Genomic DNA, 24,997 nt, shown 5'->3' with positions numbered 1-24,997 from the left:
CCCGGCTCAGTTCCAGCCCGTGGCCGCGAGCAGCCGCTGCTCGAACATCGGAATCATGGTCTGGACATACGTCTTGGTCAGGTGGTTGTCGTCCTTGTAGACGTACACGTTGCCCACCACCGCTGGGCATGTTCCCCCCGCGCAGATGAAATCGCTCAGGTCCATCAGGTGCAGCCCCGCCACCTTGCCCCGGTACCCGTCCAGGGGCGAGGAAGCCGCCAGGGACTCCTGCAGCGGCATGTTGCATTCCGGTGCGGTCGGGCCGTTCTTCTGGACGCATTCGGGCATGTTCATGGTGAAGCGCGGGTTGTCGCGGATCCCGACCACTTCCATGCCGGCGTCGGTGAAGGGCCGGACGCCTTCCAGGTACCCGGGCACCTCGGTTTCGAACGGCGCCTCGACGTGGGTCATCGACGCTACCGTGAAGACGGCGTCCGGGCGGTGCTCCAGGACGTACGCGGCACTTGCCTGATTGAAGGCGTTGCACCCGGCGTCCCGGTCCGGGCTCTCGCCGCCGAACCGGCAGTTGCCCTTCAGTAAGGTCACGACTTCCCAGCCGTGGATCTTCGCGATCGGGCCGAGGGCTGCCATGTACTGCTGGGCATGCGAGTCCCCGAGCACCACGATCCGCTTGGTGACGGTGTCCGGCGGGCTGTTCTGCAGGCAGCCGGACAGCTCGGGATCGGCGGGGACGTTGGCACCGGTGCACAGCCCGTCGATATCGGCCCACTCGTTCTTCATGGCGGCTGGAGCCGGAATGAGCTTCGCGTCCGGCGTCGGCTTGCCCGCATTCTCCGGCGCGAGGGCGGCGGCGCCGGGGGTCAGTTCCCGGGGCTGCGACGCGGCCGCGGCCTCCTCGGCCAGCAGTTGGGTCTGCCAGACGGACACGGGCGCCGCGAGCAGGGCGCCGCAGGCGGTGATGACGACGGCGGTGCGCCAAGTGCGGCGTTCCGGCCAGTGCCACTCGCGCAGCGGCTTTTCCACGAAGCGCGTGGTCAGCACGGCCAGCACAAGCGAGGCGGCGACAATCATGAGGCCCTGCACCAGGCTCGGGGAGGTGATCCCTTTCCCGGTGAGGGCCAGGACCAGCAATGGCCAGTGCCAGAGGTAGAGGGCGTAGGAGTTGTCGCCCAGGGAAACGAGGGGCTTCCAGCTGAGCAGGCGGTCCACGCCCAGGCGGCTGCCGCTTTGCCCGGCGACGATGATCGCGGCCGCCGCCAGCGTCGGCCACAGCGCCACGAAGCCGGGGAAGGAACGGTCCACGCTCAGCAGCAGCCCGCAGGAGAGCATGGCGGCCAGCCCGGCCCAGCCCAGCGCCACCCTCAGGATCTTGCCGGGCCTGAGGTAGGGCAGGGCCAGGGCCAGCAGCGAGCCGAGGGCGAACTCCCAGAGCCGGGCGCGCGTGTCGAAGTAGGCGTACGCCTGGTTGGTGGCCGTCTGGTCGATGGAGTACACGAGGGACGCCACGAAGATTGTGCCGAAGCCGGCCGCCAGCAGCAGCCGGTAGTTCAGCAGCCGGTCAGTCAGTCGGTCAAGCCGGCGGCCGGTTTCCGCATCCGGCACACTCCGGGGCCGGAGCAGGCGCCGGAGCAGGCTGCGGAGCAGTGCCGTGCCGGCAAACACGAGCGGCCAGAGCAGGAAGACCTGCCCCTGGATGGACAGCGACCAGAAGTGCTGCAGGGGGCTGGCACCGGAGTGGTCCTGCGCGTAGTATTCGACGGCGCTGTCCCCGAGGAGCCAGTTCTGCCGGTAGAGCAGGGAGGCCCAGGCCTGGTCCAGGACCTCCGGCCAGCGGCTTTGCGGAAGGATGGCCCAGGTCCCGGCGAGGACGCCGAGGACCACCACGACGACGGCGGGCAGCAGCCGCTTGAGCAGGTGCAGCCAGTGGCGCACGAGACGGAGGGGTTTGCCGCTTTCCACCTTCCGGGCAAAGCTGAGCGTCATCAGGAAAGCCGAAATGAGCAGGAAGATGTCCACGCCCCCGGAGACCCGTCCGAGCCACACATGGTAGGTGACCACCATGAGGACCGCGAGGGCGCGGAGGCCCTGGACCTCGGGGCGGTAGCCGGATGTCCGGCGCGCGGGAGAGCCCGCGTCCGCCGTCCGCGGACTGCCCGTGGCTCGCTCGTTCGACACAAAATCCCCCTGGCCGGTTTCCAAAACATCAATGTTACCGAGCCGTAATTTTCCTGGCCAATCGTCGCGGCCGCCGGCCCGACCTCCCCAGGCCCCTTCGCACCCGGAGGACATGCCCAGCCTTGGCGCCCGGGACCGGGCATAGCCGGAATATGTCCATGCGCCGACACGGGCGCGGGGCATGTCCAGCGGTGCCGGGGCTGGGCCTGAACCCGAGCCGAACCCACGACGAAGACCGCTAGTCTTTTACGAGTCGGAGGAGGCCGCCTTGTGATCGTGCAGTTGCGGATTTGTGTCCCGGACGAGTTGTCCGGGTCGGTGGTCGAGAAATGCTCCGGGCAGCTTGGCGTCGCGGAAGTGGCCCTCCCCCCGGGCGCCTCGGTGATGCCTCCGGGGGACGTCATCCTGGTTCTCCTCGCACGGGAGTCCGTGGAGCGGCTGGTGGAGGAACTCCAGGCCCTTGGCGTTCCGGAACGGGGGTCAATCTCCGTCACGACGCCCGAGCTGGTGGTCTCGGCCCGCGCAGGACAGGCAGAGGCGGCAGCTCCCGGCGAGGGCGCCGACGCCGTGATCTGGGAGGAGGTGTCCCGCCAGACCGGCGAAGATTCCCGGCTGACGTGGAGCTTCCTGGCGTTCCTGGTGCTGGCCACCCAGCTGGCGGCCATCGGCATCGTCACCGACTCGCCCATCGCCATCGTCGGCGCCATGGCGGTGGGCCCCGAGTTCGGTCCGCTGGCGGCGCTGGCCGTGGCGCTGGTGCGGCGCCAGGGCCGGCTCGGGCGCGGCGCCGCCCTGGCCCTCGGCGTCGGCTTCCCCGTCGCCATGCTCGCGGCAGCCCTTGCCGCGTGGCTGTCGGTGCCGCTGGGTCTGTTTCCGGCCGACGTTTTGGAGCGCGGCTCCGCCGTCGAGTTCATCTACCACCCCGGCCCGTATTCCCTGATTGTCGCCGTGCTGGCCGGGACCGCCGGGATGCTCTCCGTGATCGGCCGGCGCTCGGCGGCGCTGATCGGCGTGTTCATCTCGGTGACCACAGTTCCCGCCGCCGGCTATGTGGCCGTGGCGCTGGTCCTGGGCGAATACGGGAAGGCGGCCGGCTCCGCCCTCCAGCTGTTCCTGAACCTGGTGGGAATCGTGGCCGCGGCCACAGCGGTGCTGGTGTTCTACCGGCTCATCCAGCGCCGGAGCCGTGCCGGCACAAAAACAGGGGGCCGGACCAGCTGATGCTGGTCCGGCCCCCTGTCCTGAAGCGGAGTCCGGAACACCGGCGCCGGAAGCGCCGGTGGGCCGCCTTAGCGCCGGTGGTCCGCCTTAGTGCTGGTGGCCCGCGTGCGCGTCATCATCGGCGGGCTTCTCGACCACGAGGGTTTCCGTGGTGAGGACCAGTGCCGCAATGGACGCTGCGTTGCGCAGGGCCGCACGCGTCACCTTGACGGGGTCGATAACGCCGGCCTCAATCAGGTCTTCGTACTCGCCGGTCTTGGCGTTGAAGCCCTGGTTGTTGGCGGATTCGGCCACCTTGGCGACGACGACGTAGCCGTCGAAGCCGGCGTTCTGGGCGATCCAGCGCAGCGGCTGGGTCAGTGCCCGGCGGACGATGCCGACAGCAGCAGCCGCGTCACCTTCGAGGGCCTGCACGGCGGAGTCCTCATCGAGCGCCTTGAGGGCGTGGATGAGGGCGGCGCCGCCGCCGGCCACGATGCCTTCTTCGAGGGCAGCGCGGGTGGAGGACACGGCGTCCTCGATGCGGTGCTTCTTTTCCTTCAGCTCAACCTCGGTGGCAGCGCCGACCTTGATCACGCCGATGCCGCCGGCCAGCTTGGCCAGGCGTTCCTGCAGCTTTTCCTTGTCCCAGTCGGAATCCGTGCGGGTCAGCTCGGCGCGCAGCTGGGAAACCCGGGCTGCGACATCCTCGGCCGAACCGGCGCCGTCGACGATGGTGGTGTTGTCCTTCGTGACGGTGATGCGCCGGGCGGTACCCAGCACCTCGAGGCCTACCGTGTCCAGGCTAAGGCCCAGTTCCGGTGAGACAACCTGTGCACCCGTGAGGGTGGCGATGTCCTGCAGCATGGCCTTGCGGCGGTCACCGAAGCCCGGGGCCTTGACGGCAACGACGTTCAGGGTGCCGCGGATGCGGTTGACGATCAGCGTGGAGAGGGCCTCGCCGTCGACGTCCTCGGCGATGATGAACAGCGGCTTGGAGCTCTGCAGCGCCTTTTCCAGCAGCGGCAGGAAATCCTGGACCGAGGAGATCTTGCCCTGGTTGATCAGGATCAGGGCATCTTCGAGCACTGCTTCCTGGCGTTCGGCGTCGGTGACGAAGTACGGGGACAGGTAGCCCTTGTCGAACTGCATGCCCTCGGTCAGGACCAGTTCGGTCTGCGTGGTGGAGGATTCCTCAATGGTGATCACACCATCCTTGCCGACCTTCCCGAATGCCTCGGCCAGCAGTTCGCCGATCTCATCGCTCTGCGCGGAGATGGAGGCGACGTTGGCGACCTGGGTGCCGCCAACCGGGCGGGCGTTTTCGAGCAGGCGGGCGGCGACGGCCTCCACAGAGACCTCGATGCCCCGCTTGATCTCGCCCGGGGCTGCGCCGGCAGCAACGTTGCGCAGGCCTTCCTTGACCAGGGCCTGGGCCAGCACGGTGGCGGTGGTGGTGCCGTCACCGGCAACATCGTTGGTCTTGGTGGCGACCTCCTTGGCAAGCTGCGCGCCAAGGTTCTCGTACGGGTCGTCCAGCTCGACTTCACGGGCGATCGTGACACCGTCGTTGGTGATCGTGGGTGCGCCCCACTTCTTGTCCAGCACGACGTTGCGGCCGCGCGGGCCAAGCGTCACCTTGACAGTGTTGGCGAGCTTATCGATGCCGGCTTCAAGCGACCGGCGGGCAGCGTCGTTAAACGCAAGCTGCTTTGCCATGGTTTTGTCCTTTCAAGACAGAACCCCGCGCAACGGACCTATCAGACGTGAATCAGACGGATCGGCGGCGCGGGGTCCGGAGAGTTACTTTACGACGATCGCCAGAACGTCGCGGGCGGACAGCACGAGGTACTCGGTGCCGCCGGTCTTGACTTCAGTTCCGCCGTACTTGGAGTAGATGACGACGTCGCCGGTGGAGACATCGATCGGAACGCGGTTGCCGTTGTCGTCAAAGCGGCCGGGGCCTACTGCAACAACTTCGCCTTCCTGCGGCTTTTCCTGCGCGGAGTCCGGGATGACCAGGCCGGAAGCCGTGGTCTGCTCGGCTTCGAGCGGGCGGACAACAATACGATCCTCAAGAGGCTTAATAGAGACCGACAAGGACCTCTCCTATTCGTCAGCAAATTCGTGGACAGTAAAACTGTGGTCCCGTGGCTGGCAAACCGTCGTCGCGGTGCCGGCAGCAAGCCTGGCGGGCAGTTCTTCGTGTGTTAGCACCCTCCTAGGGAGAGTGCTAATCACGACTCTATGTAAGGAGTTAGCACTCGGTCAAGGCGAGTGCCAGAAATCCGCTCCGGATGAACGCCCGTGTCCTGCCGGAAGGGGGCTGCCCGCGCGTGCTACTGCCCGGCGAGGTCCTCGAAATCCACGTCCTCGCCGTTGGCTTCGTCGTCGTCCCTGCCGGGCTCATTCCGGTGGCGGTACAGCATGAGCCCCCCGGCGGCCGCGAGGACGACGCCGATGACCAGGCCCATGATGCCGCCGAGGCGGGCGGCGGCGTAGGTGCCGCGGATCGATGCGGCCTCCTCGGTGGCGTCCCTGACGTCCTTGCCGCCGACCGAATAGACGGTGGCGTTGAAGGAATCCAGGAAGAAGATGATGACCAGCAGTGCAACGCAGACGATTGCGATGACGCTTCCGGCGATCAGTGCCGGTCGGGCAAACCTGGCAAGCCCCCGGCGGCCGCGGTGGTCCTCTTCGGCGTCCTGCCGCGCTGCGCTTTGGTCGGACCCGTTCAGCCCGCCGAGCCCGCCGTCGCTGCGCTGATCGTTGCTGCCGTTCCCTGCCGTGCCACTGTCTTCCGCGCCGCTGTCTTCCATGCCGTCAAGACTATCGGGCGTCCGGAGGAGGGCGCCTCCACTACGCTTGTCCCCATGGCTGACGCACCGCAGGATCAGATCGCCCCGCTCCTCAATCCCGAGGGGTGGGAGCTGCTGGCGTCGCTGGGACCGTACCGCGAGGACGAGGCTTTCCGGCTCAATGCCTCGCTCCGGAAGGCCGGCCACTCCCCCGAGCTGGTCTCCGCCGTGCTGACCCAGTCGCGGCTCCGGACCAGGGCCGAGGCCAAGTTCGGCGAGTTCGCCCGCCAGATGATCTTCACCCGGGCCGGCCTGGAGCAGGCCACCCGGCTCACCGTGGCGGCCCGGCATGCGCAGCGGTTCGCCGAGGCGGGCATCGCCCATGTGGCGGACCTCGGCTGCGGGCTCGGCGCCGACGCGATGGCGCTGGCCTCCCTGGACATCACTGTCACGGCGGTGGAACTGGACGAAACCACGGCCGCGTGCGCCACCATGAACCTGATCCCGTTCCGGAACGCCACCGTGGTCCACTCGGATGCCACCTCCGTTTCGCTGGAGGGGATCGACGGCGTCTGGCTGGACCCGGCCCGCCGCACCACGTCCACTTCGGGCACCAAGCGGCTCTGGGATCCGGAGGACTTCTCCCCGCCGCTGTCCTTCGTGGAGTCCCTGGCCGCCTCCGGCCTGGCCGTGGGTGTGAAGATGGGCCCGGGCATGCCGCACGACTCGGTGCCGGCGGGCTGCGAGGCCCAGTGGGTCTCGGTGGGCGGGGACGTCACCGAGGTGGCGCTGTGGTTCAACGCGGTGCGGCGCCCCGGCATCCGGCGGGCAGCCCTGGTGCTGGGCCCGCAGGGCGCGGCGGAACTCACCAGCGGCGAGGACTTCGACGGCGGGCCGGTCGCCCCGGTCGGCCCCGTGGCGGGATACCTGTACGAGCCCGACGGCGCCGTCATCCGCGCCGGGCTGGTGGCCGACGTCGCCCTCGCGCTGGGCGGCCACCTGCTCGATGAGCACATCGCCTACATCTGCGCCCCGGAGCTGCAGGACACCCCGTTTGCCCGGGCCTACAAGGTTCTGGAGGTGATGCCGCTCAACGTGAAGGCCCTCAAAGCCTGGGTCAGGGACCACGGCATCGGCGTCCTGGACATCAAGAAACGCGGCACCTCGGTCACCCCGGAAGAGCTGCGCAAGCAGTTGCTCCCCGCGGGGAAGACTGCAGGGAAGAACAAGAAGACGGCCACCCTGGTGCTCACCAGGATCGGTGAGGACAAGGTGGCCATCGCGGTGGAGCCTGTCCAGCTCCCGGCCTGACTCCGGGCCGCCGGGTTGCTGCTGCCGGCCTGCCGGGTTGCAGTTGCCGCAGCTACCTGCGCGCTACTGGGCCCGCATGAACTCCTCGGCGGCCCGGATCTGCTCGTCGGTGGGCCGGATCCCGGTGTACAGCACGAACTGCTCCAGCGCCTGGATGGTGGCGACCTCGGCTCCGGTGATCACGGTCTTGCCCGCCGCGCGCGCAGCCTTGACCAGCGGCGTCTCCGCCGGCAGCGCGACGACGTCGAACACCACCGTGGCGGCCTCCACCGCCGCCTGCGGGAAGGACAGCGCATCGGCGTCGGGTCCGCCGGCCATGCTCCCTGTCATACCGATAGGGGTGACGTTGATGAGCATGTCGGCGGCGCCCTCCGTCTCCGCGGCGGGAACTTCCGCGCGCCAGGCGAAGCCGTAGAGCCCGGCGAGCGCGCGCCCCGCTGCCTCGTTGCGGGCGATCACGGTCACGTCCGTGAAGCCGGCGTCGCGCAGCGCCGCCACCGTGGCCTTGGCCATCCCGCCGGAGCCGGACACCCACACCGACGAGGTTGTGGGCACGGCGTTGCGCTGCAGCAGCCGCTCGATCGCGGTGTAGTCGGTGTTGTAGGCGGTGAGCGTCCCGCCGTCGTTGACGATGGTGTTGACCGACTCGATGGCCTTCGCGGACGGGTCCAGGACGTCGACCAGGGCGATGACGTCCTCCTTGTACGGCATCGACACGGCGCAGCCGCGGATCCCGAGGCCGCGGACGCCGGCGATCGCCAGCGCGAGATCCGTGGGTGCGAAGGCCTTGTAGATCCAGTTCAGGCCAAGCTGTTCATAGAGGTGGTTGTGGAAACGCGTCCCGTTGTTGCTCGGCCGGGCCGAGAGCGAGATGCACAGGGTCATGTCTTTGTTCAGAATGGGCACAGCTCCATTAAACGCCAGCCCGGCGGAACGCCGGCTAAGCCACGGCTCATTTGCCGGCGCCCTCAGCCGCAGCCCGACCCCGGCTGATAGGGCCCGACGGCGACGGGCAGCTTCCCGGGGGCCGTCGCCTTGCCGGCGAGCACCGCCGCCAGCGCATCGAAGGCTCCCTGGCTGCGGCCGTACAGGGCGATCTTCGCCGGGGCAGCCGAGCCAGCGAGCGGCCACGGCGCGTCGAGCGCAACGGCCACGTCCGGTACTGTTTTCTCCGGCGCTGCCGGGGCTCCGCCGGGACCGATCAGCGAAACCAGCGGGCCGTCGCCGACGCTGATCCCGGCGGCACGGGCCGCGGTGGTGAACCGCGACCGGTCCTCCTCGGAGCCTCCCGTCACGCGGACACTGGCGGGCACGACGGGTCCGTGGCAGGGGCCGGCCAGCACGGTGATCGCAGCCTCCGAGACTTTCCGTGACAGTCCGGTGCCGCTTCCCGGCGCCGTTCCCGCCGGAGTGCCGGTCCGGCCGCGCCAGATCATCATGGTGGCCACCCGCTGCGCGGCCTCGGCCAGCCGGTCCGGCGGCAGGGTGCCGCTCTTGACCGCGGTGACGATGGCGGCGTGGGCCACGGCGACGTCCGCCGGCATCAGCAGCAGGTCCGCGCCCGCGGCGAGCGCAAGAGGCGCGGCGGAGTCGAGGGGGAACTGCTTCCGGACCGCCCCCATGTTGAGCGCATCCGTCACGGCCACCCCGTGGAAGCCCATCCGGCGCAGCTCCGCGTAGGCCGCCTTGGACACGGACGCGGGGACCCCCGGTTCCAGCGCGGGCACGGCGATGTGGCCGGTCATGACCATGGGCAGGCCGGCGCGGATGGCTGCCTGGAAGGGCACCAGGTCCCTGGCCCGGAGCTGCTCCAGCGAGGCGCCCTGGACGGGGAGGTCCGCGTGGGAATCGACGACCACCGAGCCGTGGCCGGGAAAGTGCTTTGCGGCGGGCAGCAGCCCGGCAGCCAGCATCCCTTGCGAGAAGGCGACCCCGAGGTCCGCCGCGGCGTCGGCACTGCCGGACATCGACCGGGCGCCGATGGTCGGATCGGCCGGTCCCATGGTGACATCCATGGCCGGGGCGAAATCGGTGGTGAAGCCGAGCGCTGCCAGCTCCGAGGCCAAGGCCTGGCCGGCGTCGGACGCCAGCGGGGCGCTTCCGGCGGCGCCGTAGCTCATCGGGGCAGGCCACTCGGTCAGGGGGGCGCGCAGCCGGGCCACCAGCCCGCCTTCCTGGTCGACGCCGATCAGCCCGGGCCAGCCGCGGCCGTCCGCGCGCGCGGCCGCCTGGAGCCGGCCGGTGACGCTGCGCATGGCGGCGGTGTCCACCTGGCCTCCCGGGGTCCCCGGGACGTTGTCGCCCATGATGATGGAACCGGCCAGATGCAGCCGCTCGATGGTCGCGGCGTGGGCCTCATGGTCCAGTCCGGGGTAAAACGGCAGCAGGACCTGCCCGGCCCGCTGCTCAAGGCTCATCGCGGCGACGGCCTTACCTGCGGCGTCGGCGTCCTGTTGCTGCGGCCCCCAGCCGAGCGGCCGGGATCCGGGGGCCGCGGGCTGCGCAGTGGCCGGTGCCGGCGCCGGGGTCCCGGGGGCCGCAGGACTGCCGGAACTGCCTGCCGGCGGGGGCGCCGAGCAGGAGGCTGTTCCCAGGACCAGGCCCAGAACTGCCGTCAAGACCGCTGCGGTCGGGGTTCTTTTGTGAAAAATTTCACCGGTTCGCTGTAACTTGACCACCGTCTCGATGCTACTCCTGCCATAGACTTGGACCACCGTTGCCCTGCCAACCGTACGGCGACTCCGCCCGTGACTTTGCCGGCTGGGGTCACGGAAACGGACAGCAGAACAGTGAAGGGACCACATGAAGATTGATTTCGCTTCATCCAGGCAATCAACTCTCGGTGTGGAATGGGAACTCGCCCTCGTCGACGCCGAAACGGGGGAACTGGCCTCCGTCGCCAACGAAGTGCTTAGCGGCGTGGTCGCGAGGCATCCGGAGCTGAACGAGGATGACGAGCACCCGCACATCAAGCAGGAGCTGCTGCTGAACACGGTGGAGCTCGTCACCGGGATCTGCACCACCGTGGCAGAGGCGAAAGCGGACCTGGGTAGTTCGCTCGCGGCGGTCCGTGAGGTCACCGATCCGATGGGCGTCGAGGTCTTCTGCGCCGGCAGCCATCCCTTCAGCCCCCCGCAGCTTCAGCCTGTGACGGACAAGGCCCGGTACGCGAAGCTCATTGACCGCACCCAGTGGTGGGGCCGGCAGCTGGTCATCTACGGCGTCCACGTCCACGTCGGCCTCGACAGCCGCGACAAGGTCCTTCCCATCGTGGATGGCCTGGTGAACTATTTCCCGCAGTTCCAGGCACTCTCCGCCTCCAGCCCGTTCTGGGGCGGCGAGGACACCGGTTACGCGTCCCAGCGGGCCCTGATGTTCCAGCAGCTGCCCACCGCGGGCCTGCCCTTCCAGTTCTCCAGCTGGGAAGAATACGAGTCCTACGTCCGGGACATGTTCACCACCGGCGTGATCGATACGATCTCCGAAATCCGCTGGGACATCCGTCCGGTGCCTGCCCTCGGCACCATCGAGATGCGCATCTGCGACGGGTTGGCGACCCTCGAGGAAGTCGGCGCCATCGCCGCCCTGACGCAGTGCCTCGTGGACGACTTCTCCACCCTGTTGGACAACGGCGGCACCATTGCCACCATGCCGCCCTGGCACGTGCAGGAAAACAAATGGCGGGCCGCCCGGTATGGCCTGGATGCCATCATCATCCTCGACACCGAGGGCAATGAGCAGCTCGTCACCGAGCACATCCGCGAGACGGTCGCGCGGCTCGAGCCCGTCGCGGCCAGGCTCGGCTGCAGCGCGGAACTGCTCGACGTCCTGAAGATCATCGAGCGCGGCGCGGGCTACCAGCGGCAGCGCCGCGTCGCCGCCGAGAACGGCGGGGACCTGCGCGCCGTCGTCCTGGACCTCGTCAAGCAGATGCGCAAGGGCCCGGACGCCTAGGTGAATTCCAAGGGTGGTTGCAACACTCACGGATAGTCCCCAGAGCCTGACCTGCAGAAGGCCCTCGTTCAGATACGTCTGGACGGAGGGCCTTCTTGTGTTCGGGCGCGCCGGCTGTGTCTACGCGGTGCTAGCGGCGGTTGACTTTGAGATGGTCCCGGCGACGACATCGACGTAGTTGGTGATGGCGTCCCGGTTGCGGGTGAGGCAGTCGATGCGTTGGTTCATCCGGTCACGCTGCAACTCTAGGATGTCCAGCAACTCGGGGGTGGGACAGCCAAAGGGCGAACGGACTCCCCTTGGCCGGGTCTTCTCGGTACCCGGGGTCCTCCCTGTCGTCGTCGTCACGCTCCTCTACGTCATGGCGCACAACGTCCTCTACACGTACATCGCATCGTTCCTCGCACCGGTGGGCCTCGGCGGCAGCGTCAGCGCCGTGCTGCTCGTGTAGGGTCCCGCTTCCCTGGTCAGCGTTTGGATGGGGTTTCGCCTTCGGCGGAGCGGGTAAGCCTGCTCCAGACGGCCGCCACCGACGCGGCCGGACCGGCGGCAGACATCGTCCAGTCCGTCATGGTGACGGGCTGGAACGTAGGCATCGCCGGCGGAGGGATCGCGGGCGGACTCCTGCTCAGCGGCCTCGGAACCTCCTCACTGGCATGGGCAACCCTCGCGCTGCAGCCGCAGCGGCCGCTACCGGCGCTGCCGGCACAAGGCGGTCCGTCCGGCCTTCCTGACGGACCGCCGTTTACGTTAGCCAGCGGACTATCCCCTCGCTGTTTGAAGTTCCAATGTTGAACGACCTGGCACCTCATCCGGACCTACCGCCTGTGACTGTTGGCCAGGAATGGTGTCTATGCACCAGGGGATCAGGACGTATGGCGCCGTGCGGGGCTTCGGGTGAGAGTCCACTAACGTGAACGATGCCACCTGCCAGACGCCGGTATGCTTGCGATTGGGGCCACATCTGTCCCTTTCCGCCTGCCGACAATGGAGCCACCGTGCCTGATCCCCGGTCGCTGTCCCACAGCCCCGTGACGGTGGCAGCCACGCCTGCGGCCCGGCGTTTCACAGCCTCGAAGCAGCTTGGCATCAGGTCCGGGCAAGGGGCCCTTCGCAGAATCATTGAACCCGCCCTACTTAGGACGTACAGAATGGCCGATGGACACTTTTCAGCCCCAGGAATGCCCAGCATTGGCGAGTGGGATTCCCTTGCCGGAGCGATTGTGGACGTCTATCTCCACCATGACTTTCACCGGCGGGGTGTCGTCGAAGACGTCATGCCCGACTCTTCCGGCCGTTGGATAGCCGCAGAGAGTTCGTGTTCCCGCGAATTCATCGACAAGGCGAGCGGATACACGTTGCGGACGGAACCCCGGGCACTGCCCTAGCCCTGCGGCTGCCACGGTGCCCCGATTGATTGGGCGGGGAATGTTATTGCGGCGAAGCCGGCGCCGAACCGTGGCACTGCGGTAGCGCGGTTGCCCGCTGGACTTCGGGGGATTTCCGCGGATTACGGACCACCGGATTTCGCCCTGGTGTAAGGGCGCGTTCGGTGAGGACTCCGGAAGGCTCACCTGATCCGCTGACCGGCTGCGGCCAATCCCGTTGAAGCGGCCGCGAGCACTTCGCGGTCCAGCAGTTGGACGCCGGAGACACTGCGAATTGCCGAGTGCGCATCTGGGCTTCGTGAGCGCCGCAGGTGGTCGGGCCTGTCGGATTCCGCAGGCGGTATCCGACAGGCCCGACCACCGTTGGTCGATCACCCGTGCCGGCAGTTAATGGTGCCGGCAGTTAATAAGGACTACCGTCCGCTTACGACCGAGGCCTTGAGAGGGTGTTCGAGGATGCTCATCACTCTGTCGGTGACCTCGTCGACGCCGCCGATGCCGTCAACCTGGGTCAGGATGCCGCGCTCGGCGTACTTGGCCACCACGGCTTCCGTCTGGGTGTGGTACAGGTCCAGGCGGTGGCGGATGACGGCCTCGTTGTCATCGCTGCGCCCGGTGTCCCGCGCACGGCCCAGCAGGCGCTTGACGAGTTCCTCGTCGTCGGCCGTGAGCTGCAGGACGACGTCGAGCTCCTGGTCGCCGTCGGCGAGGATCCCGTCGAGGTAGTCCGCCTGCGCGGTGGTGCGCGGGTAGCCGTCGAGCAGGAAGCCCGCTTCGACGTCGTCCTCGCTGAGGCGGTCTCGGACCATCTTGTTGGTGACGCTGTCGGGCACGAAATCTCCGTTATCCATGTACCGCTTGGCTTCTATGCCCAGCGGAGTCTCACCCTTGACGTTGGCGCGGAAGATGTCGCCGGTGGAGACCGCAACGACGCCGAGGCGCTCCGAAATGCGTTCCGCCTGCGTTCCCTTGCCGGATCCGGGAGGTCCGATTATCAACATTCTCGTCATTCAAATAACCCTTCGTGGTGCCGTTTGTTGAACGCTTGCGCCGGTCCTCGACCAGGCCTAGAAGAAGCCGAGCTTGTTTTCGGAGTGGCTGACCAGGAGGTTCTTGGTCTGCTGGTAGTGGTCCAGCATCATGGCGTGGTTTTCACGTCCGATGCCGGAGGACTTGTAGCCGCCGAACGCAGCCCCGGCCGGGTAGGCGTGGTAGTTGTTCACCCAGACACGGCCGGCCTGGATTTCCCGGCCCGCCCGGTAGGCGACGTTGCCGTTGCGGGACCAGACCCCGGCACCGAGCCCGTAGAGGGTGTCGTTGGCGATGCCGATGGCGTCGTTGTAGTCGCTGAAGCGTGCCACGGAGACCACCGGGCCGAAAATCTCCTCCTGGAAGATCCGCATCTTGTTGTTCCCTTCGAAGATGGTCGGCTGGACGTAGAAGCCGCCGGCCAGATCCCCGTCGAGTTCGGTCTGTGCACCGCCGGCGAGGATCTTGCCACCTTCCTGGAGCCCGATGTCGATGTAGGAGAGGATTTTCTCCATCTGGCCTACCGAGGCTTGGGCACCGATCTGGGTTCCGGTGTCCAGCGGGTTGCCCTGGATGATCTTCTGCGTCCGGGCCACCGCGTCGGCCATGAAGGATTCGTAGATGCCGTCCTGGACCAGTGCTCGGGACGGGCTGCTGCAGACCTCGCCCTGGTTGAAGGCATAAAGCGTGAAGCCCTCCAGCGCCTTGTCGTAGAAGGCGTCGTTGGAGTCGGCAACATCGTTGAAGAAGATGTTGGGGCTCTTGCCGCCGAGTTCCAGCGTGACCGGGATCAGGTTCTGGCTGGCGTACTGGCTGATCAGCCGCCCGGTGGAGGTTTCGCCGGTGAAGGCGATCTTGCGGATCCGCGGGCTGGAGGCCAGCGGCTTGCCCACCTCCGAGCCGAAGCCATTGACAATGTTCAGCAGGCCCGGCGGGAGCAGGTCAGCGATAAGTTCAGCCAGGACAAGGATGGAGGCGGGGGTATTAGAAGCCGGCTTGAGGACCACGGCGTTGCCGGCCGCCAGGGCAGGAGCCATTTTCCACACGGCCATCAGGATGGGGAAGTTCCACGGAATGATCTGGCCCACCACACCGAGCGGCTCGTGGAAGTGGTAGGACGTGGTGTCGTCGTCGAGCTGGGACAGCCGGCCCTCCTGGGCACGGATCGCGGAGGCGAAGTAGCGGAAGTGGTCCGCGGCCAGCGGGATGTCCGCATTCAGGGTCTCGCGGATCGGCTTGCCGTTGTCCCAGGTTTCGGCCACGGCCAGCAGTTCCAGGTTCTCGTCGATCCGGTCGGCGATCCTGTTCAGCACGGCGGCCCGCTCGGTGGCCGAAGCTTTGCCCCACGCCGGAGCGGCCCTGTGGGCGGCATCCAGCGCCAGCTCGACATCCGCAGCGGCGCCGCGGGCCACCTCGGTGAACTGCTTGCCGTTTACGGGGGAGACGTTCTCGATGTATTGGCCGGTTGTCGGAGCCACCCATTCGCCGCCGATCCAGTTCTCGTAGCGGTCCTTGAAGATGACCTTCGATCCTTCTTGGCCGGGCTGTACATAAACAGTCATGATTACTCCTCTGGAAAACAGACGTCTTCGTCCTGGCCCCATGCTAGAACTTCAAAGGTTGCGACCAGGCTGCAAGGGGACCTGACAGCTGTTGGCCAGCCCCCGCTTAACCCGAGCCCTCAGCCCATCGATATGCTCGCCAGGCATTTGTTGGTCTGTGAGTGGGCGGTTTCCGCGGCGCCCCGCGGAACCGGAGTCGGCCCCAATGCAATCTGCCCTGGTGTCTCGACGGACAAGGTCTGGGCGACGTGGCGCGGGATCGAACGGGACGGGGCATCAAGCCGGATTGCTTCGCCGCTAAATGAGAAAGCCGATGCCATCCTCGGTCCAGACCTCAGTGGTCGATTCTGCGCCTAACAACCGCCGAACCACCGGAAGACCTCCCGGGAGCGGTGGCCGGTGCTACCCGTCCACGACAGTCCCGCGGCTCCTGTCGAGGAACATCTTCGACAGCTTCCATGCCGAGATTCCGGGCCACCTCCACTAGCGTCCTGGCCTCCGCGCGAGCCGCGGTGCACGCGCACTCACGTGCGAACGTTCGGTAGCGTCGAGGGCCCTGCCGCCTCCGACCCGTATATGCTTGGGTATTTCCCCCGTTGAGGGACCACTAGCGCAATTGCGGAAGTCTCCGTGAACTCTTTTGCGGGGAACGGGCAATACCTAGTGTGAGCACAGACATCAGGCGGTCCAGGGACAGTCCCGCAGATTTCGGGGAGTTGTACTACAGACACGCTTCAGTCATCTACAGATACGCCGCCAGACGGGCCGGCGGCTTCGCCGCCGACGACGTCACGTCCGAAACCTTTCTGGTCGACTGGGAACAGCTGGAGACCTACGACCTCGACCGGGATGATGCCCGGCCCTGGCTCTTCGGCATCGCCATCCGGCACGTCGGCCGCGCTCCGGGGCCGGCCGGCGCTACTGACACAAGGACACCCTCACAGACATCCGGGCAGCACGTTCGGCTCCTGGCTCCGTCCGGCGTCAGGCGGAGACGGTGGTGACCGGCATGGAGGAATCGGGCGCAAAGCCGATGCCGCTCGGTGCCGCCCCGGCCATCACCAGCTGGGCGCCGAGCGCGGCCACCATGGCACCGTTGTCGGTGCACAGGGACAGCGGCGGGACCGTCAGCCGGATCCCGGCCGCACTACAGCGCTGCTCGGTGAGCTGGCGCAGCCGTGAGTTGGCGGCGACTCCCCCGCCCAGCAGGAGCTCGGTGATGCCGTGTTCGCGGCAGGCGAGCACCGCCTTGGACGTGATCACGTCCACTACGGCTTCCTGGAATGCCGCGGCGATGTCCGCCACGGGCACCTCCTCGCCGCGGGCCTCGAACTGCTCCACGCAGCGGGCGACGGCGGTCTTGAGCCCGCTGAAGGACCAGTCGTAGCGGTGCGGGCCGGGTTCCTCCGCTGTCCCCATGTACTTAGGCTGGCTGAGTCCGCGGGGGAAGCGGATCGCCTTCGCGTTGCCGCTGGGCGCCAGAGCGTCGATGGCGGGGCCGCCCGGATAGCCCAGGCCCAGCAGCCGTGCGACCTTGTCATAGGCCTCGCCGGCCGCGTCGTCGATCGTGGAGCCGAGCAGTTCGACGTCGTCCGTGATGCTCCGGATCCGCAGGATTTCGGTGTGTCCGCCGGACACCAGCAGCGCACCCAAATTTTCCGGCAAGGAGTTTTCCGGCAAACCGTTCTCCGGCAGTGAGCCGGGACCGGCGTTCGGGTCGCGGACGCCGTCCTGGAGCAGGCCGACGCCGACGTGCGCCACGAGGTGGTTGATGGCATACAGGGGCTTGCCGGTGGCGACGGCGAGCGCCTTGGCAGCGCATACGCCGACCATCAGCGCTCCCGCGAGCCCGGGCCCTGAGGTGACGGCGATCGCGTCGACCTCCTCCAAGGTGACGTCCGCGTCCGCCAGCGCCTGCCGGAGCGTGGGCACGAAGGCGTCGAGGTGGGCGCGGGAGGCGATCTCCGGGATCACCCCGCCGAAGCGGACATGTTCCTCCATCGAGGAGGACACGGTGTTGGTCAGCAGGGCCGTTCCGCGGACAATCCCGACGCCGGTCTCGTCGCAGGAGGATTCGATGCCAAGGACCAGCGGCCGGTCACTGTGCTGGGTGCGGTTCATGGGCGGTCTGCTTCCCGGGGCTGGTCGGAGGGTGGTTCGGTATCCAGCCGGAGCCGCATGATCAGGGCGTCGACGCCGTCGCGGTAGTACCGGGGCCGGACGTGGATCTGTTCGAAGCCGAAGCGGCGGTAGAGCTGCTGGGCGCGGGGGTTGTCCGCGCGGACTTCCAGCAGCACGTCCTCGGCATGGCGCCGCCGGCTTTCCCTGATGAGCTCGGCGAGCAGGGCCGAGCCGATGCCGTTGCCTTCCTGCTCCGGCACGACGGCGATGGTCTGGACGTCCGCGATCGGCTCGATGCACATCAGCCCGGCGTAGCCCACGATCCCGCCGGCGAGTTCGGCGACGAGGTAGCGGCGAGTCTCCCGCTGGGCCAGCTCATCGACGAACATCTGCAACGGCCAGGCGTCCACCGGGAACAGCCTGCGCTCCAGTTCGTGGACGGCCGGGATGTCGGCGGCGTTCATGTCGCGCAGCGTCGCCCCGCCCGGCAGCGTGAACACCCCGCCCCGCCGGTTCACAGCGCCCGCTTCCGGGGGCCGGGCACCTGGGCGTCGGACTCCCGCAGGTACAGCGGGGTCGAGTCCAACAGCGCCTCCCCGGCGTCGAGCCGCGCGAGGGCGAACTGGCCCAGCGAGAGCGCCTCCGGCTGCCGGGAGCTGAATTCGGGCACGGCCTTGACGATGTCGGCGTAGATCCCGGCCCCGGCACCGTAGACCGGGAGGTCGGGGAGGTCCGCGGCGAATCCGACGTGCGGTCCGTCCAGCAGCTGCGGCAACTGGGCGTCGGCGAGGGTGTACCGGGCCCAGTAGACCTCCTTGCGCCGCGCATCGGTGGCGACGATGAACTCCGGCGCAGCATCGGTGGACTCGGCGACTTCGAGGGCGATCGCGTCCAGGCTCATGACGCCGTACAGCGGTTTGTTCCAGACGAAGGCGAGCGTGCGGGCGGTAACGATGCCCGAACGCAGGCCCGTGAAGGGGCCCGGGCCCACCCCGGTGACGATGGCGTCGACGTCGGCGCCGTCCAGGCCTGCCTCGGCCATCAGCTGCTCGATGCCCGGGGCCAGGACTTCCGCGTGGCTGCGGGTGTCCTCGGTGGCGAAGCTGGCCACCACGGACTCCGGGGCGTCATCGGAGACGAGTGCGGCGCTGGCCACGGCCGAGGTGTCGATGGCGAGGATCAGCATCAGGAGTTCCCTTCCGGGATGGTGGGAGGGGTTTCCGGGACGGAAGCCGAAGAGGTCTCCGGGAGGGCCCCGGGCAGGACCGGGGGCTCGGCCCAGCGCGGGCCGAAGCCGCGGATCACCACGGTGCGGGGCTCGTCGTCGTCGTCGGTGTCAAAGTCTAGGACACCGACGGGCTGGTCCGGCGTGTCCGGGCCGTGCACGGATGCACCTGCCCCGCCGCCGCCGCCGCTGCCGCCCAGCGGGCGGTACAGGTCCACCTCCAGCCGGCTGTCGCCCAGGTGTTCGACCCTGTTGCGGCCCCATTCGACGACGGTGACGGCGCTGTCCATCGTGTTTTCCAGGTCGATGTCATCGATTTCGGCGGCGGATTCGAGCCGGTACGCGTCCACGTGCACGAGGTCCGGGCCGCCCGGCCGGGGCCCGTCCGGCAGGTTCGGGTGGATGCGGACCAGGACGAAGGTCGGCGAGATGATGCCGGCGCGCACGCCCAGCCCTTCGCCGAGCCCCTGGGTGAACGTGGTTTTCCCCGCCCCGAGTTCGCCGGTGAGGATCACGAGGTCCCCGGCCGCAAGCTGGGCGCCGAGGGCCGCCGCGAGGGCGTGCGTCTGGTCCGCCGTCCGGACGTCGAGCGTCCGTTCCCAGGCCGCCGCGCTCACGGCCTGGCCTGATCGGTGATGGCGGCCCCGGCGTTGATGGCGGCCCCCGCGGTGATGGAGGCCCCGGCGGTGATATCGGCCCCGGCGGCCGGCTCTTCGTTGATGTAGCGGCGCGGCACCCGGGGGCTGATCCGCGTCACGATCTCGTAGTTGTTGGTCCCGGCGGCCCGGGCCCAGTCCTCCGCCGTCGGGCCGCCGTCGGCGCCGTTGCCGAACAGCACGGCCTCGGCTCCGAGGATGCTCGGCCCGCCGGCGGCCACGTTGCGCGGCCCGAGGTCGATCACCATCTGGTCCATCGCGATCCGGCCGACGACCGGGTAGGTCACGCCCTCCACCCGGACCGGTCCGCCGGTGGCCACGCGCGGAACCCCGTCGGCGTAGCCCAGCGGGATCAGCCCCAGGGTGCTCGCGCCGCCGGTGCGGTAGTTCAGTCCGTAGGAGACGCCCTGGCCGGCAGGCACGTCCTTGCAGTGCGAGACGAGCGTGCGGACCGTCATGGCCGGCCGCAGTCCCAGCTCGGCGGAGCTTTGCCCTTCGAAGGGGGACAGCCCGTAGATGCCCAGGCCCACGCGGACCAGGTCGAAGTGCGTGTCGGGGCGGGACAGGGTGGCCGGGGTGTTGGCGAGGTGGCGCACCTCGGGGTCGACGCCGGCGTCCCTGGCGATGGCGAGGACCTCGCGGAAGGCCGCGAGCTGGTCGTCGGTTTCGGGCCGCTCGGGTTCGTCGGCGACGGCCAGGTGCGAGAAGATGCCCACCACCCGCAGCAGTCCCTGGTCCTGGTACTCGACCGCCTCGCCCACCAGGGCGTCCCACGCCTCCGGGGTGGCGCCATTGCGGCCCAGGCCGGTGTCCGCCTTCAGATGGATGCGGGCAGGCCGTTCCTGCTCCCGGGCCGCCGCCACGATCCGCTCCAGTTCCCAGCCCGAGCAGCCGATGTCGATGCCGGCGGCCACGGCGGCGCCGAAGTTGCTCTCCGGCGTGTGCAGCCAGGCCAGCAGGGGTGCCTCGATGCCGGCCGCGCGCAGCGCCAGCGCCTCGGAAATGTGGGCCACGCCCAGCCAGCCGGCACCGGCGCTGAGGGCGGCCCGGGCCACGGGAACGGCGCCGTGGCCGTACGCGTCGGCCTTGACCACTGCCATGACCTGGGCGGGCGACGCCACCGCCGCCAGCCGGCGCACGTTGTGCCGGATGGCCTCGAGGTCGATTACTGCCGAGCGCTCCTCGGGATGGGCCGGCGCTGCCGCCGTAGGGGTCTGGATATCACCTGTTGCTGCGGGGTAAGTCACGTATTGATTCTAGGGGCGGCAGTGGGCGCCTGATAATTCCGGCCCGGATGGCAGCACCGCGTGGAGGACATGCTCATTTTTCGCACCGCGCGCGGGACATGCTCATTGCCCGCACCGGGAACCGGGCACAAGGGGATCATGTCCATGCGCCGGCCCGGGCGGAGGGCATGTCCGGCGCGCCGGATCCCGCGCCGAATCCTGCCGCGCGGGGCCCCTCAGGCGTCCGAAAGGTGCGCGATGGTCGCCGTCGCCCGGCGCAGCGCTTCCGGCGGCACATCCCGGACGATGTCGGCCAGGAAGTGGTAGCGGCGCAGCCACTGGCTGCCCTGGCGTTCCTTCCGGGCGTTGGCCCGCTGCCACCAGTCGGCGATGTCGCCCCAGCCCGGCGCCGCGAGCGAGCCGCCGACTTCCTGCACGGCCAGGGCGGCGCACAGGTTGGCGAAACGGAGCCTGTCCCCGAGCGGCCAGCCGGCCAGGCAGCCCACGATGAAGGCCGCGCCGAAGCAGTCCCCCGCGCCGGTCGGATCGTAGGCGGAGACCGGCAGGGAGGGCACCCATTCCTCCTCGCCGGTTTCGGAATCGACGGCCATGGCGCCCTGGGGGCCCAGCGTCACGACGGCCACCGGCACCTTGTCCGCGAGTGAATACAGCGCCGACCAGGGGTTGTCCCGCCCGGTAAAGGCCATCGCCTCGTGCTGGTTGGGCATGAACGCGTGGAAGTACTGCAGGTTCTCCAGCCGGGCGGCAGACCAGGCACCGGTGGGATCCCAGCCGACGTCGCCGAAAAGCCGGACGCCGGCCGCGCGGGCATCCAGGGCCCACGGTTCCATTTCCTCGCCGAGGTCCGCGACGGCGGCGAGCGCCGGCGGCGGGCACCCGATCAGCTGGGTCGAGGTCACCGGCGCCGGATGGCCGTGGGTGACCATGGAGCGGTCCTTCTCGACGCTGAGGGACACCGCGACGGGCGAGTGCCAGCCCGGAATCCGCCGGGACAGGGACAGGTCCACGTGTTCCTGCCCGGCCAGGATCTTCCAGTTGTAGTCGCCGTAGCCGTCGTCGCCGAACGCGGCGGCCAGTCCGGTCCGCAGCCCGAGCCGGGCCGCGGCGATGGCCTGGTTGGCCACTCCGCCGGGGCAGCTGCCCATCCCCTCGCTCCAGATTTCGGTGCCGGCCCGGGGCGCGTGCGGCAGCCCGGTGAAGATGATGTCCTGGAACACCGTGCCGCTCAGGAGCAGGTCGAAGCCCTCCGACGCCGGTCCGCGGACGGCGGCCAGCGGATCGTAGCGCCGCGGTGTCGGGTCCATGTACGGCACACTACGCCGTCCTTCTACCCGTGGAAAGGCGCGGCCCGGGGCCGGTGGACGCCCGTGGGAGCCGCCCCGCAGCGGGACAGCACAGCAGCGGCAAGGAACAGGTGCGAATAGACTGTGCGCATGCGGCTCATGATTGCCGGCGGCGGCGGATTCCGGGTCCCGCTGATCTACCGGGCGCTCTCCTCCGGGCCTTTCGCGGGGCTGGTCCGCGAGCTGGTGCTGTACGACGTCGACGCCGGCCGGCTCGCCGCCGTCGACGCGGTCCTGGCCTCGCTCGCCGGGCAGCCCGGGAGCGCTTCCTTCCCCGCGGTCCGGGCCACCACGTCCCTGCCCGAGGCGCTCGACGGCACGGACATGGTGTTTGCCGCGATCCGCCCGGGCGGCACCGCCGGGCGAACGGCCGACGAGCGGATCGCCCTGGACCTGGGGGTCCTGGGCCAGGAGACCACCGGGGCCGGCGGGATCTCCTACGCCCTGCGGTCCATCCCCCGCATGCTGGAGCTCGCGGCCCAGATGCGGCGGCGGTGCCCGGAGGCATGGCTGCTGAACTTCACCAACCCCGCGGGTATCGTCACGGAGGCGCTGCTCCCCGTCCTCGGCCCGAAGGTGGTCGGCATCTGCGATTCCGCCGGCGGCCTGGTGCACCGGGCGGCGCGGGCCGCCGGCGGCGCGCTCCCGCAGGGAAGGCTCGGGGGAAAGCCCGGGGGAACGCTCGACGGCGTGGGCTACTACGGGCTGAACCATCTGGGCTGGCTTTACCGGCTGGAGTCCGGCGGCCGGGACGTCCTGCCGGAGCTGCTGGCGGACGGCGCGGCCCTGGCAGGCTTCGAGGAGGGCCGGCTGTTCGGCCAGGAGTTCCTCAAAAGGCTTGGCTGCCTGCCCAACGAGTACCTCTATTACTACTACGACACCGCCCGCGCCCTGGCCGCCATCCGCGCCTCCGGACGGACCCGCGGCGAATCCATCGACCGGCAGCAGTCGGAGCTCTATCCCCGGCTGGCAGCCGCGGGGCCGGACGCGTACCGGCTCTGGGAGTCCGCCCGCAGGTCCCGCGAAGAGGGCTACCTCGCCGAGGCCCGGCCGGCCGGCGAGCGCCGGGACGAGACGGACCTGGCCGGCGGCGGCTACGAACGCGTCGCGCTGGCGGTCATGCGGGCCCTGTCCGGCGGCGGCGGGGCCGAGCTGATCCTCAACACGGCCAACACGGTGCCGGGCGCGGGTCCCGGCGCAGTCCCGGCGGTCCCCGGCCTGCCGGCGGACGCCGTCGTCGAAGTCCCGTGCAAGGTGACCCCCGACGGCGTCGTGCCGCTGCCGCAGGACCGTCCGGCCCCGGCGCAGCTGGCGCTGATGCGGCGGGTCAAGGATGTGGAGCGGCTCGTGGTGGAGGCCGCCGGACAGGGCGCCGGACAGGGCCGGCGGGAGGCGGCCCTCTCGGCCTTCGCCCGGCACCCCCTGGTCGATTCGGAGCTTCTGGCCGGAAAGCTCCTCGCCGGTTACGAGGCCGCGTTCCCGGAGCTCGGGGCGCTCTGGGGCGTCCGCGGAGTGCCCACGGAACGGTGCGCCGACGGGGCCACGCGGCGCAAAGTGGTTCCCGACGCGACAATTCCCTGACGCGGCCGGCATTCGCATTCCGGTAGCGTCAGGGAATCCGCGCGTCGCACTCGGTGCAGCCGCCGGCCGGCCGGCGCCGTGCCCGCCTCCGGCACAGGAGTAATGTTTTATCGACATGCAGTCCACGCAGGGAAGGGGGAACAATGTCACTGGTCCGCCGTGTCGCGTTCCTCTCCCTGCACACCTCCCCGATGGAACAGCCCGGCTCGGGCGACGCCGGGGGCATGAACGTGTACATCCGGGCGCTGGCCGCGGCCCTGGCGGAGACCGGCGTCGAGGTGGAGATCTTCACGCGGTCCACCGCCGCCGGGCAGCCCGCCGTCGAGCATCCCTCCCCGGGCGTGTGCGTCCACAATGTCCTGGCCGGGCCGCCGCGGAAGCTGCCCAAGGAGGAACTCCCGGAGCTGCTGCACACCATGGTGGCCGAGATCGACCGGATCCGCCAGCTCCAGCCGCACGGCCGCTACGACCTGATCCATTCGCACTACTGGGTATCCGGGGTCGCGGGGCTGGAGCTTTCGCAGCTGTGGGGGCTGCCGCTCGTGCACACCATGCACACCATGGCCAAGGTCAAGAACCTGCTGCTGGAGTCCGGTGAGCAGCCGGAGCCGCGGCGGCGCGAGGACGGCGAGCACCGGATCGTCGACGGCGCCACCCGCCTGGTCGCCAATACGGGGACCGAAGCCGCCGAGCTGGTCTCGCACTACAACGCGGACATCGACCACATCGACGTCGCTCCCCCGGGCGTGGACCTGGCCGTCTTCACGCCCGCCTTCCGGAGCCGGGCACGGGCCGGGCACGGCGTGCCGCCGGGGAAGTTCCATCTGCTCTTCGCCGGCCGGATCCAGCGGCTCAAGGGCCCGCAGATCCTGGTCAAGGCGGCCGAACTGCTGCGTTCCCGCCGCCCGGACATCGACCTGCAGGTGACCATCCTGGGTGCCATCAGCGGCGCGAAGGACTTCAACCTCAAGTCGCTGATCAGCGCAGCCGGGATGGACGACGTCGCCACCCACCACCCGCCGGTCAGCGCACCGGAGCTGGCCGGCTGGTTCCGCTCGGCCGACGTCGTGGTGATGCCCTCCTACAGCGAATCCTTCGGCCTGGTGGCCCTGGAGGCGCAGGCGTGCGGGACGCCGGTGGTCGCCACCAAGGTGGGCGGGCTCTCCCGTGCCATCTTCGACGGCCGGACCGGGCTGCTGGTGGAAGGACACAAACCCGGCCACTGGGCCGACGCCCTCGAGGCCCTCTACGACGATCCCGCCACCCGGGAGGATATGGGCCGGGCCGCCTCGGTGCACGCCGAGGGGTTCGGCTGGCAACGCACCGCCGCCATCACGCTGGAGAGCTACCACACCGCCCTGAGCCAGCACTTTGGAAGCCTGCACATCCCGGTGGGCCACGCGCCCTGAGCCGGACCCCCTGGCCGGCAGCACCGGACCGGTACAC

At 69.2% G+C, this 24,997-nt stretch carries 21 protein-coding genes; 7 read left to right on the top strand and 14 right to left on the bottom strand.

From position 1 onward, the window contains the following. Positions 1-6: 6 nt before the first annotated feature. Positions 7-2,136, bottom strand: coding sequence for an acyltransferase family protein (locus tag ACQCSZ_RS02965; protein WP_427006623.1), 2,130 nt, complete (start codon positions 2,134-2,136; stop codon positions 7-9). 270 nt (positions 2,137-2,406) lie between these two features. On the opposite strand from ACQCSZ_RS02965, the gene ACQCSZ_RS02960 reads away from it, so the two are divergent. Next, entirely contained in the window at positions 2,407-3,357 is a 951-nt protein-coding gene (locus ACQCSZ_RS02960) for a DUF389 domain-containing protein (protein ID WP_427006622.1), read from the top strand. 87 nt (positions 3,358-3,444) lie between these two features. Here the strand turns inward: ACQCSZ_RS02960 and groL are convergent, their stop codons facing one another. The 3 genes from groL to ACQCSZ_RS02945 all read right to left on the bottom strand — a co-directional run bounded on the left by groL (position 3,445) and on the right by ACQCSZ_RS02945 (position 6,155). After that, positions 3,445-5,055, bottom strand: a complete 1,611-nt coding sequence (gene groL / locus ACQCSZ_RS02955; protein WP_427006621.1) for a chaperonin GroEL — start codon at positions 5,053-5,055, stop codon at positions 3,445-3,447. A gap of 84 nt (positions 5,056-5,139) precedes the next feature. Continuing rightward, positions 5,140-5,436: a co-chaperone GroES gene (groES, locus tag ACQCSZ_RS02950; protein ID WP_427006620.1), complete on the bottom strand. Its 297-nt coding sequence runs from the start codon at positions 5,434-5,436 to the stop codon at positions 5,140-5,142. 239 nt (positions 5,437-5,675) lie between these two features. Continuing rightward, on the bottom strand, positions 5,676-6,155 hold the full coding sequence (locus ACQCSZ_RS02945) for a hypothetical protein (RefSeq protein ID WP_427006619.1): 480 nt from the start codon (positions 6,153-6,155) through the stop codon (positions 5,676-5,678). A gap of 54 nt (positions 6,156-6,209) precedes the next feature. Here ACQCSZ_RS02945 and ACQCSZ_RS02940 point away from each other — a divergent pair, with 54 nt between their 5' ends. Then, on the top strand, positions 6,210-7,445 hold the full coding sequence (locus ACQCSZ_RS02940) for a THUMP-like domain-containing protein (protein ID WP_427006618.1): 1,236 nt from the start codon (positions 6,210-6,212) through the stop codon (positions 7,443-7,445). Positions 7,446-7,508: 63 nt separating this feature from the next. Here the strand turns inward: ACQCSZ_RS02940 and ACQCSZ_RS02935 are convergent, their stop codons facing one another. Beyond that, positions 7,509-8,351 carry a shikimate 5-dehydrogenase gene (locus tag ACQCSZ_RS02935; RefSeq protein ID WP_427006617.1) on the bottom strand — a complete coding sequence of 281 codons (843 nt, stop codon included), beginning with the start codon at positions 8,349-8,351 and terminating at the stop codon, positions 7,509-7,511. A gap of 62 nt (positions 8,352-8,413) precedes the next feature. Then, complete coding sequence (locus ACQCSZ_RS02930) at positions 8,414-9,862, bottom strand: glycoside hydrolase family 3 N-terminal domain-containing protein (RefSeq protein WP_427008473.1); 1,449 nt, start codon at positions 9,860-9,862, stop codon at positions 8,414-8,416. A gap of 385 nt (positions 9,863-10,247) precedes the next feature. Between ACQCSZ_RS02930 and ACQCSZ_RS02925 the strand changes: the two genes are divergently transcribed. Together ACQCSZ_RS02925 and ACQCSZ_RS02920 are read left to right on the top strand one after the other, a co-directional pair. Further along, positions 10,248-11,399, top strand: a complete 1,152-nt coding sequence (locus ACQCSZ_RS02925) for a glutamate--cysteine ligase (RefSeq protein WP_427006616.1) — start codon at positions 10,248-10,250, stop codon at positions 11,397-11,399. 250 nt (positions 11,400-11,649) lie between these two features. Then, on the top strand, positions 11,650-11,850 hold the full coding sequence (locus ACQCSZ_RS02920; RefSeq protein WP_427006615.1) for a hypothetical protein: 201 nt from the start codon (positions 11,650-11,652) through the stop codon (positions 11,848-11,850). 1,350 nt (positions 11,851-13,200) lie between these two features. On the opposite strand, the gene ACQCSZ_RS02915 is transcribed toward ACQCSZ_RS02920, so the two are convergent. Both ACQCSZ_RS02915 and exaC read right to left on the bottom strand, forming a co-directional pair. Then, positions 13,201-13,788 carry an adenylate kinase gene (locus ACQCSZ_RS02915; protein WP_427006614.1) on the bottom strand — a complete coding sequence of 196 codons (588 nt, stop codon included), beginning with the start codon at positions 13,786-13,788 and terminating at the stop codon, positions 13,201-13,203. Between the two features lie 66 nt (positions 13,789-13,854). Beyond that, positions 13,855-15,378, bottom strand: a complete 1,524-nt coding sequence (exaC, locus tag ACQCSZ_RS02910) for an acetaldehyde dehydrogenase ExaC (RefSeq protein WP_427006613.1) — start codon at positions 15,376-15,378, stop codon at positions 13,855-13,857. 665 nt (positions 15,379-16,043) lie between these two features. On the opposite strand from exaC, the gene ACQCSZ_RS02905 reads away from it, so the two are divergent. Beyond that, on the top strand, positions 16,044-16,382 hold the full coding sequence (locus tag ACQCSZ_RS02905; protein ID WP_427006612.1) for an RNA polymerase sigma factor: 339 nt from the start codon (positions 16,044-16,046) through the stop codon (positions 16,380-16,382). Here ACQCSZ_RS02905 and tsaD read toward each other — a convergent pair. The 6 genes from tsaD to ACQCSZ_RS02875 form a co-directional block, all read right to left on the bottom strand. Then, a complete protein-coding gene (gene tsaD / locus ACQCSZ_RS02900) occupies positions 16,363-17,499 on the bottom strand; it encodes a tRNA (adenosine(37)-N6)-threonylcarbamoyltransferase complex transferase subunit TsaD (RefSeq protein ID WP_427006611.1) in 1,137 nt (378 codons plus the stop codon). The two genes, ACQCSZ_RS02905 and tsaD, sit on opposite strands and share 20 nt — an antisense overlap. After that, a complete protein-coding gene (gene rimI, locus ACQCSZ_RS02895) occupies positions 17,496-17,963 on the bottom strand; it encodes a ribosomal protein S18-alanine N-acetyltransferase (RefSeq protein ID WP_427008472.1) in 468 nt (155 codons plus the stop codon). The genes tsaD and rimI overlap by 4 nt, the downstream gene beginning before the upstream one ends. 50 nt (positions 17,964-18,013) lie before the next feature. Next, positions 18,014-18,685 (bottom strand): tRNA (adenosine(37)-N6)-threonylcarbamoyltransferase complex dimerization subunit type 1 TsaB, encoded by a 672-nt coding sequence (tsaB, locus tag ACQCSZ_RS02890; protein WP_427006610.1) that lies wholly within the window; start codon positions 18,683-18,685, stop codon positions 18,014-18,016. Beyond that, complete coding sequence (gene tsaE, locus ACQCSZ_RS02885) at positions 18,685-19,341, bottom strand: tRNA (adenosine(37)-N6)-threonylcarbamoyltransferase complex ATPase subunit type 1 TsaE (protein WP_427006609.1); 657 nt, start codon at positions 19,339-19,341, stop codon at positions 18,685-18,687. Before tsaE ends, tsaB begins: the two co-directional genes overlap by 1 nt. Then, on the bottom strand, positions 19,338-20,627 hold the full coding sequence (gene alr, locus ACQCSZ_RS02880; RefSeq protein ID WP_427006608.1) for an alanine racemase: 1,290 nt from the start codon (positions 20,625-20,627) through the stop codon (positions 19,338-19,340). The genes tsaE and alr overlap by 4 nt, the downstream gene beginning before the upstream one ends. Before the next feature lie 215 nt (positions 20,628-20,842). Next, the gene (locus tag ACQCSZ_RS02875; protein ID WP_427006607.1) at positions 20,843-21,931 is read right to left on the bottom strand and encodes a carbohydrate kinase family protein; all 1,089 of its coding nucleotides are present in this window, start codon (positions 21,929-21,931) and stop codon (positions 20,843-20,845) included. Positions 21,932-22,060: 129 nt separating this feature from the next. Here ACQCSZ_RS02875 and ACQCSZ_RS02870 point away from each other — a divergent pair, with 129 nt between their 5' ends. Continuing rightward, the gene (locus ACQCSZ_RS02870) at positions 22,061-23,551 is read left to right on the top strand and encodes a 6-phospho-beta-glucosidase (RefSeq protein WP_427006606.1); all 1,491 of its coding nucleotides are present in this window, start codon (positions 22,061-22,063) and stop codon (positions 23,549-23,551) included. Positions 23,552-23,694: 143 nt separating this feature from the next. Then, complete coding sequence (gene mshA / locus ACQCSZ_RS02865; RefSeq protein WP_427006605.1) at positions 23,695-24,960, top strand: D-inositol-3-phosphate glycosyltransferase; 1,266 nt, start codon at positions 23,695-23,697, stop codon at positions 24,958-24,960. Positions 24,961-24,997 lie beyond the last annotated feature (37 nt).

This window comes from Pseudarthrobacter sp. H2, assembly GCF_050157045.1.
Classification (GTDB): Bacteria; Actinomycetota; Actinomycetes; order Actinomycetales; family Micrococcaceae; genus Arthrobacter.
This window is presented reverse-complemented; position numbering and strand designations above follow the sequence as displayed.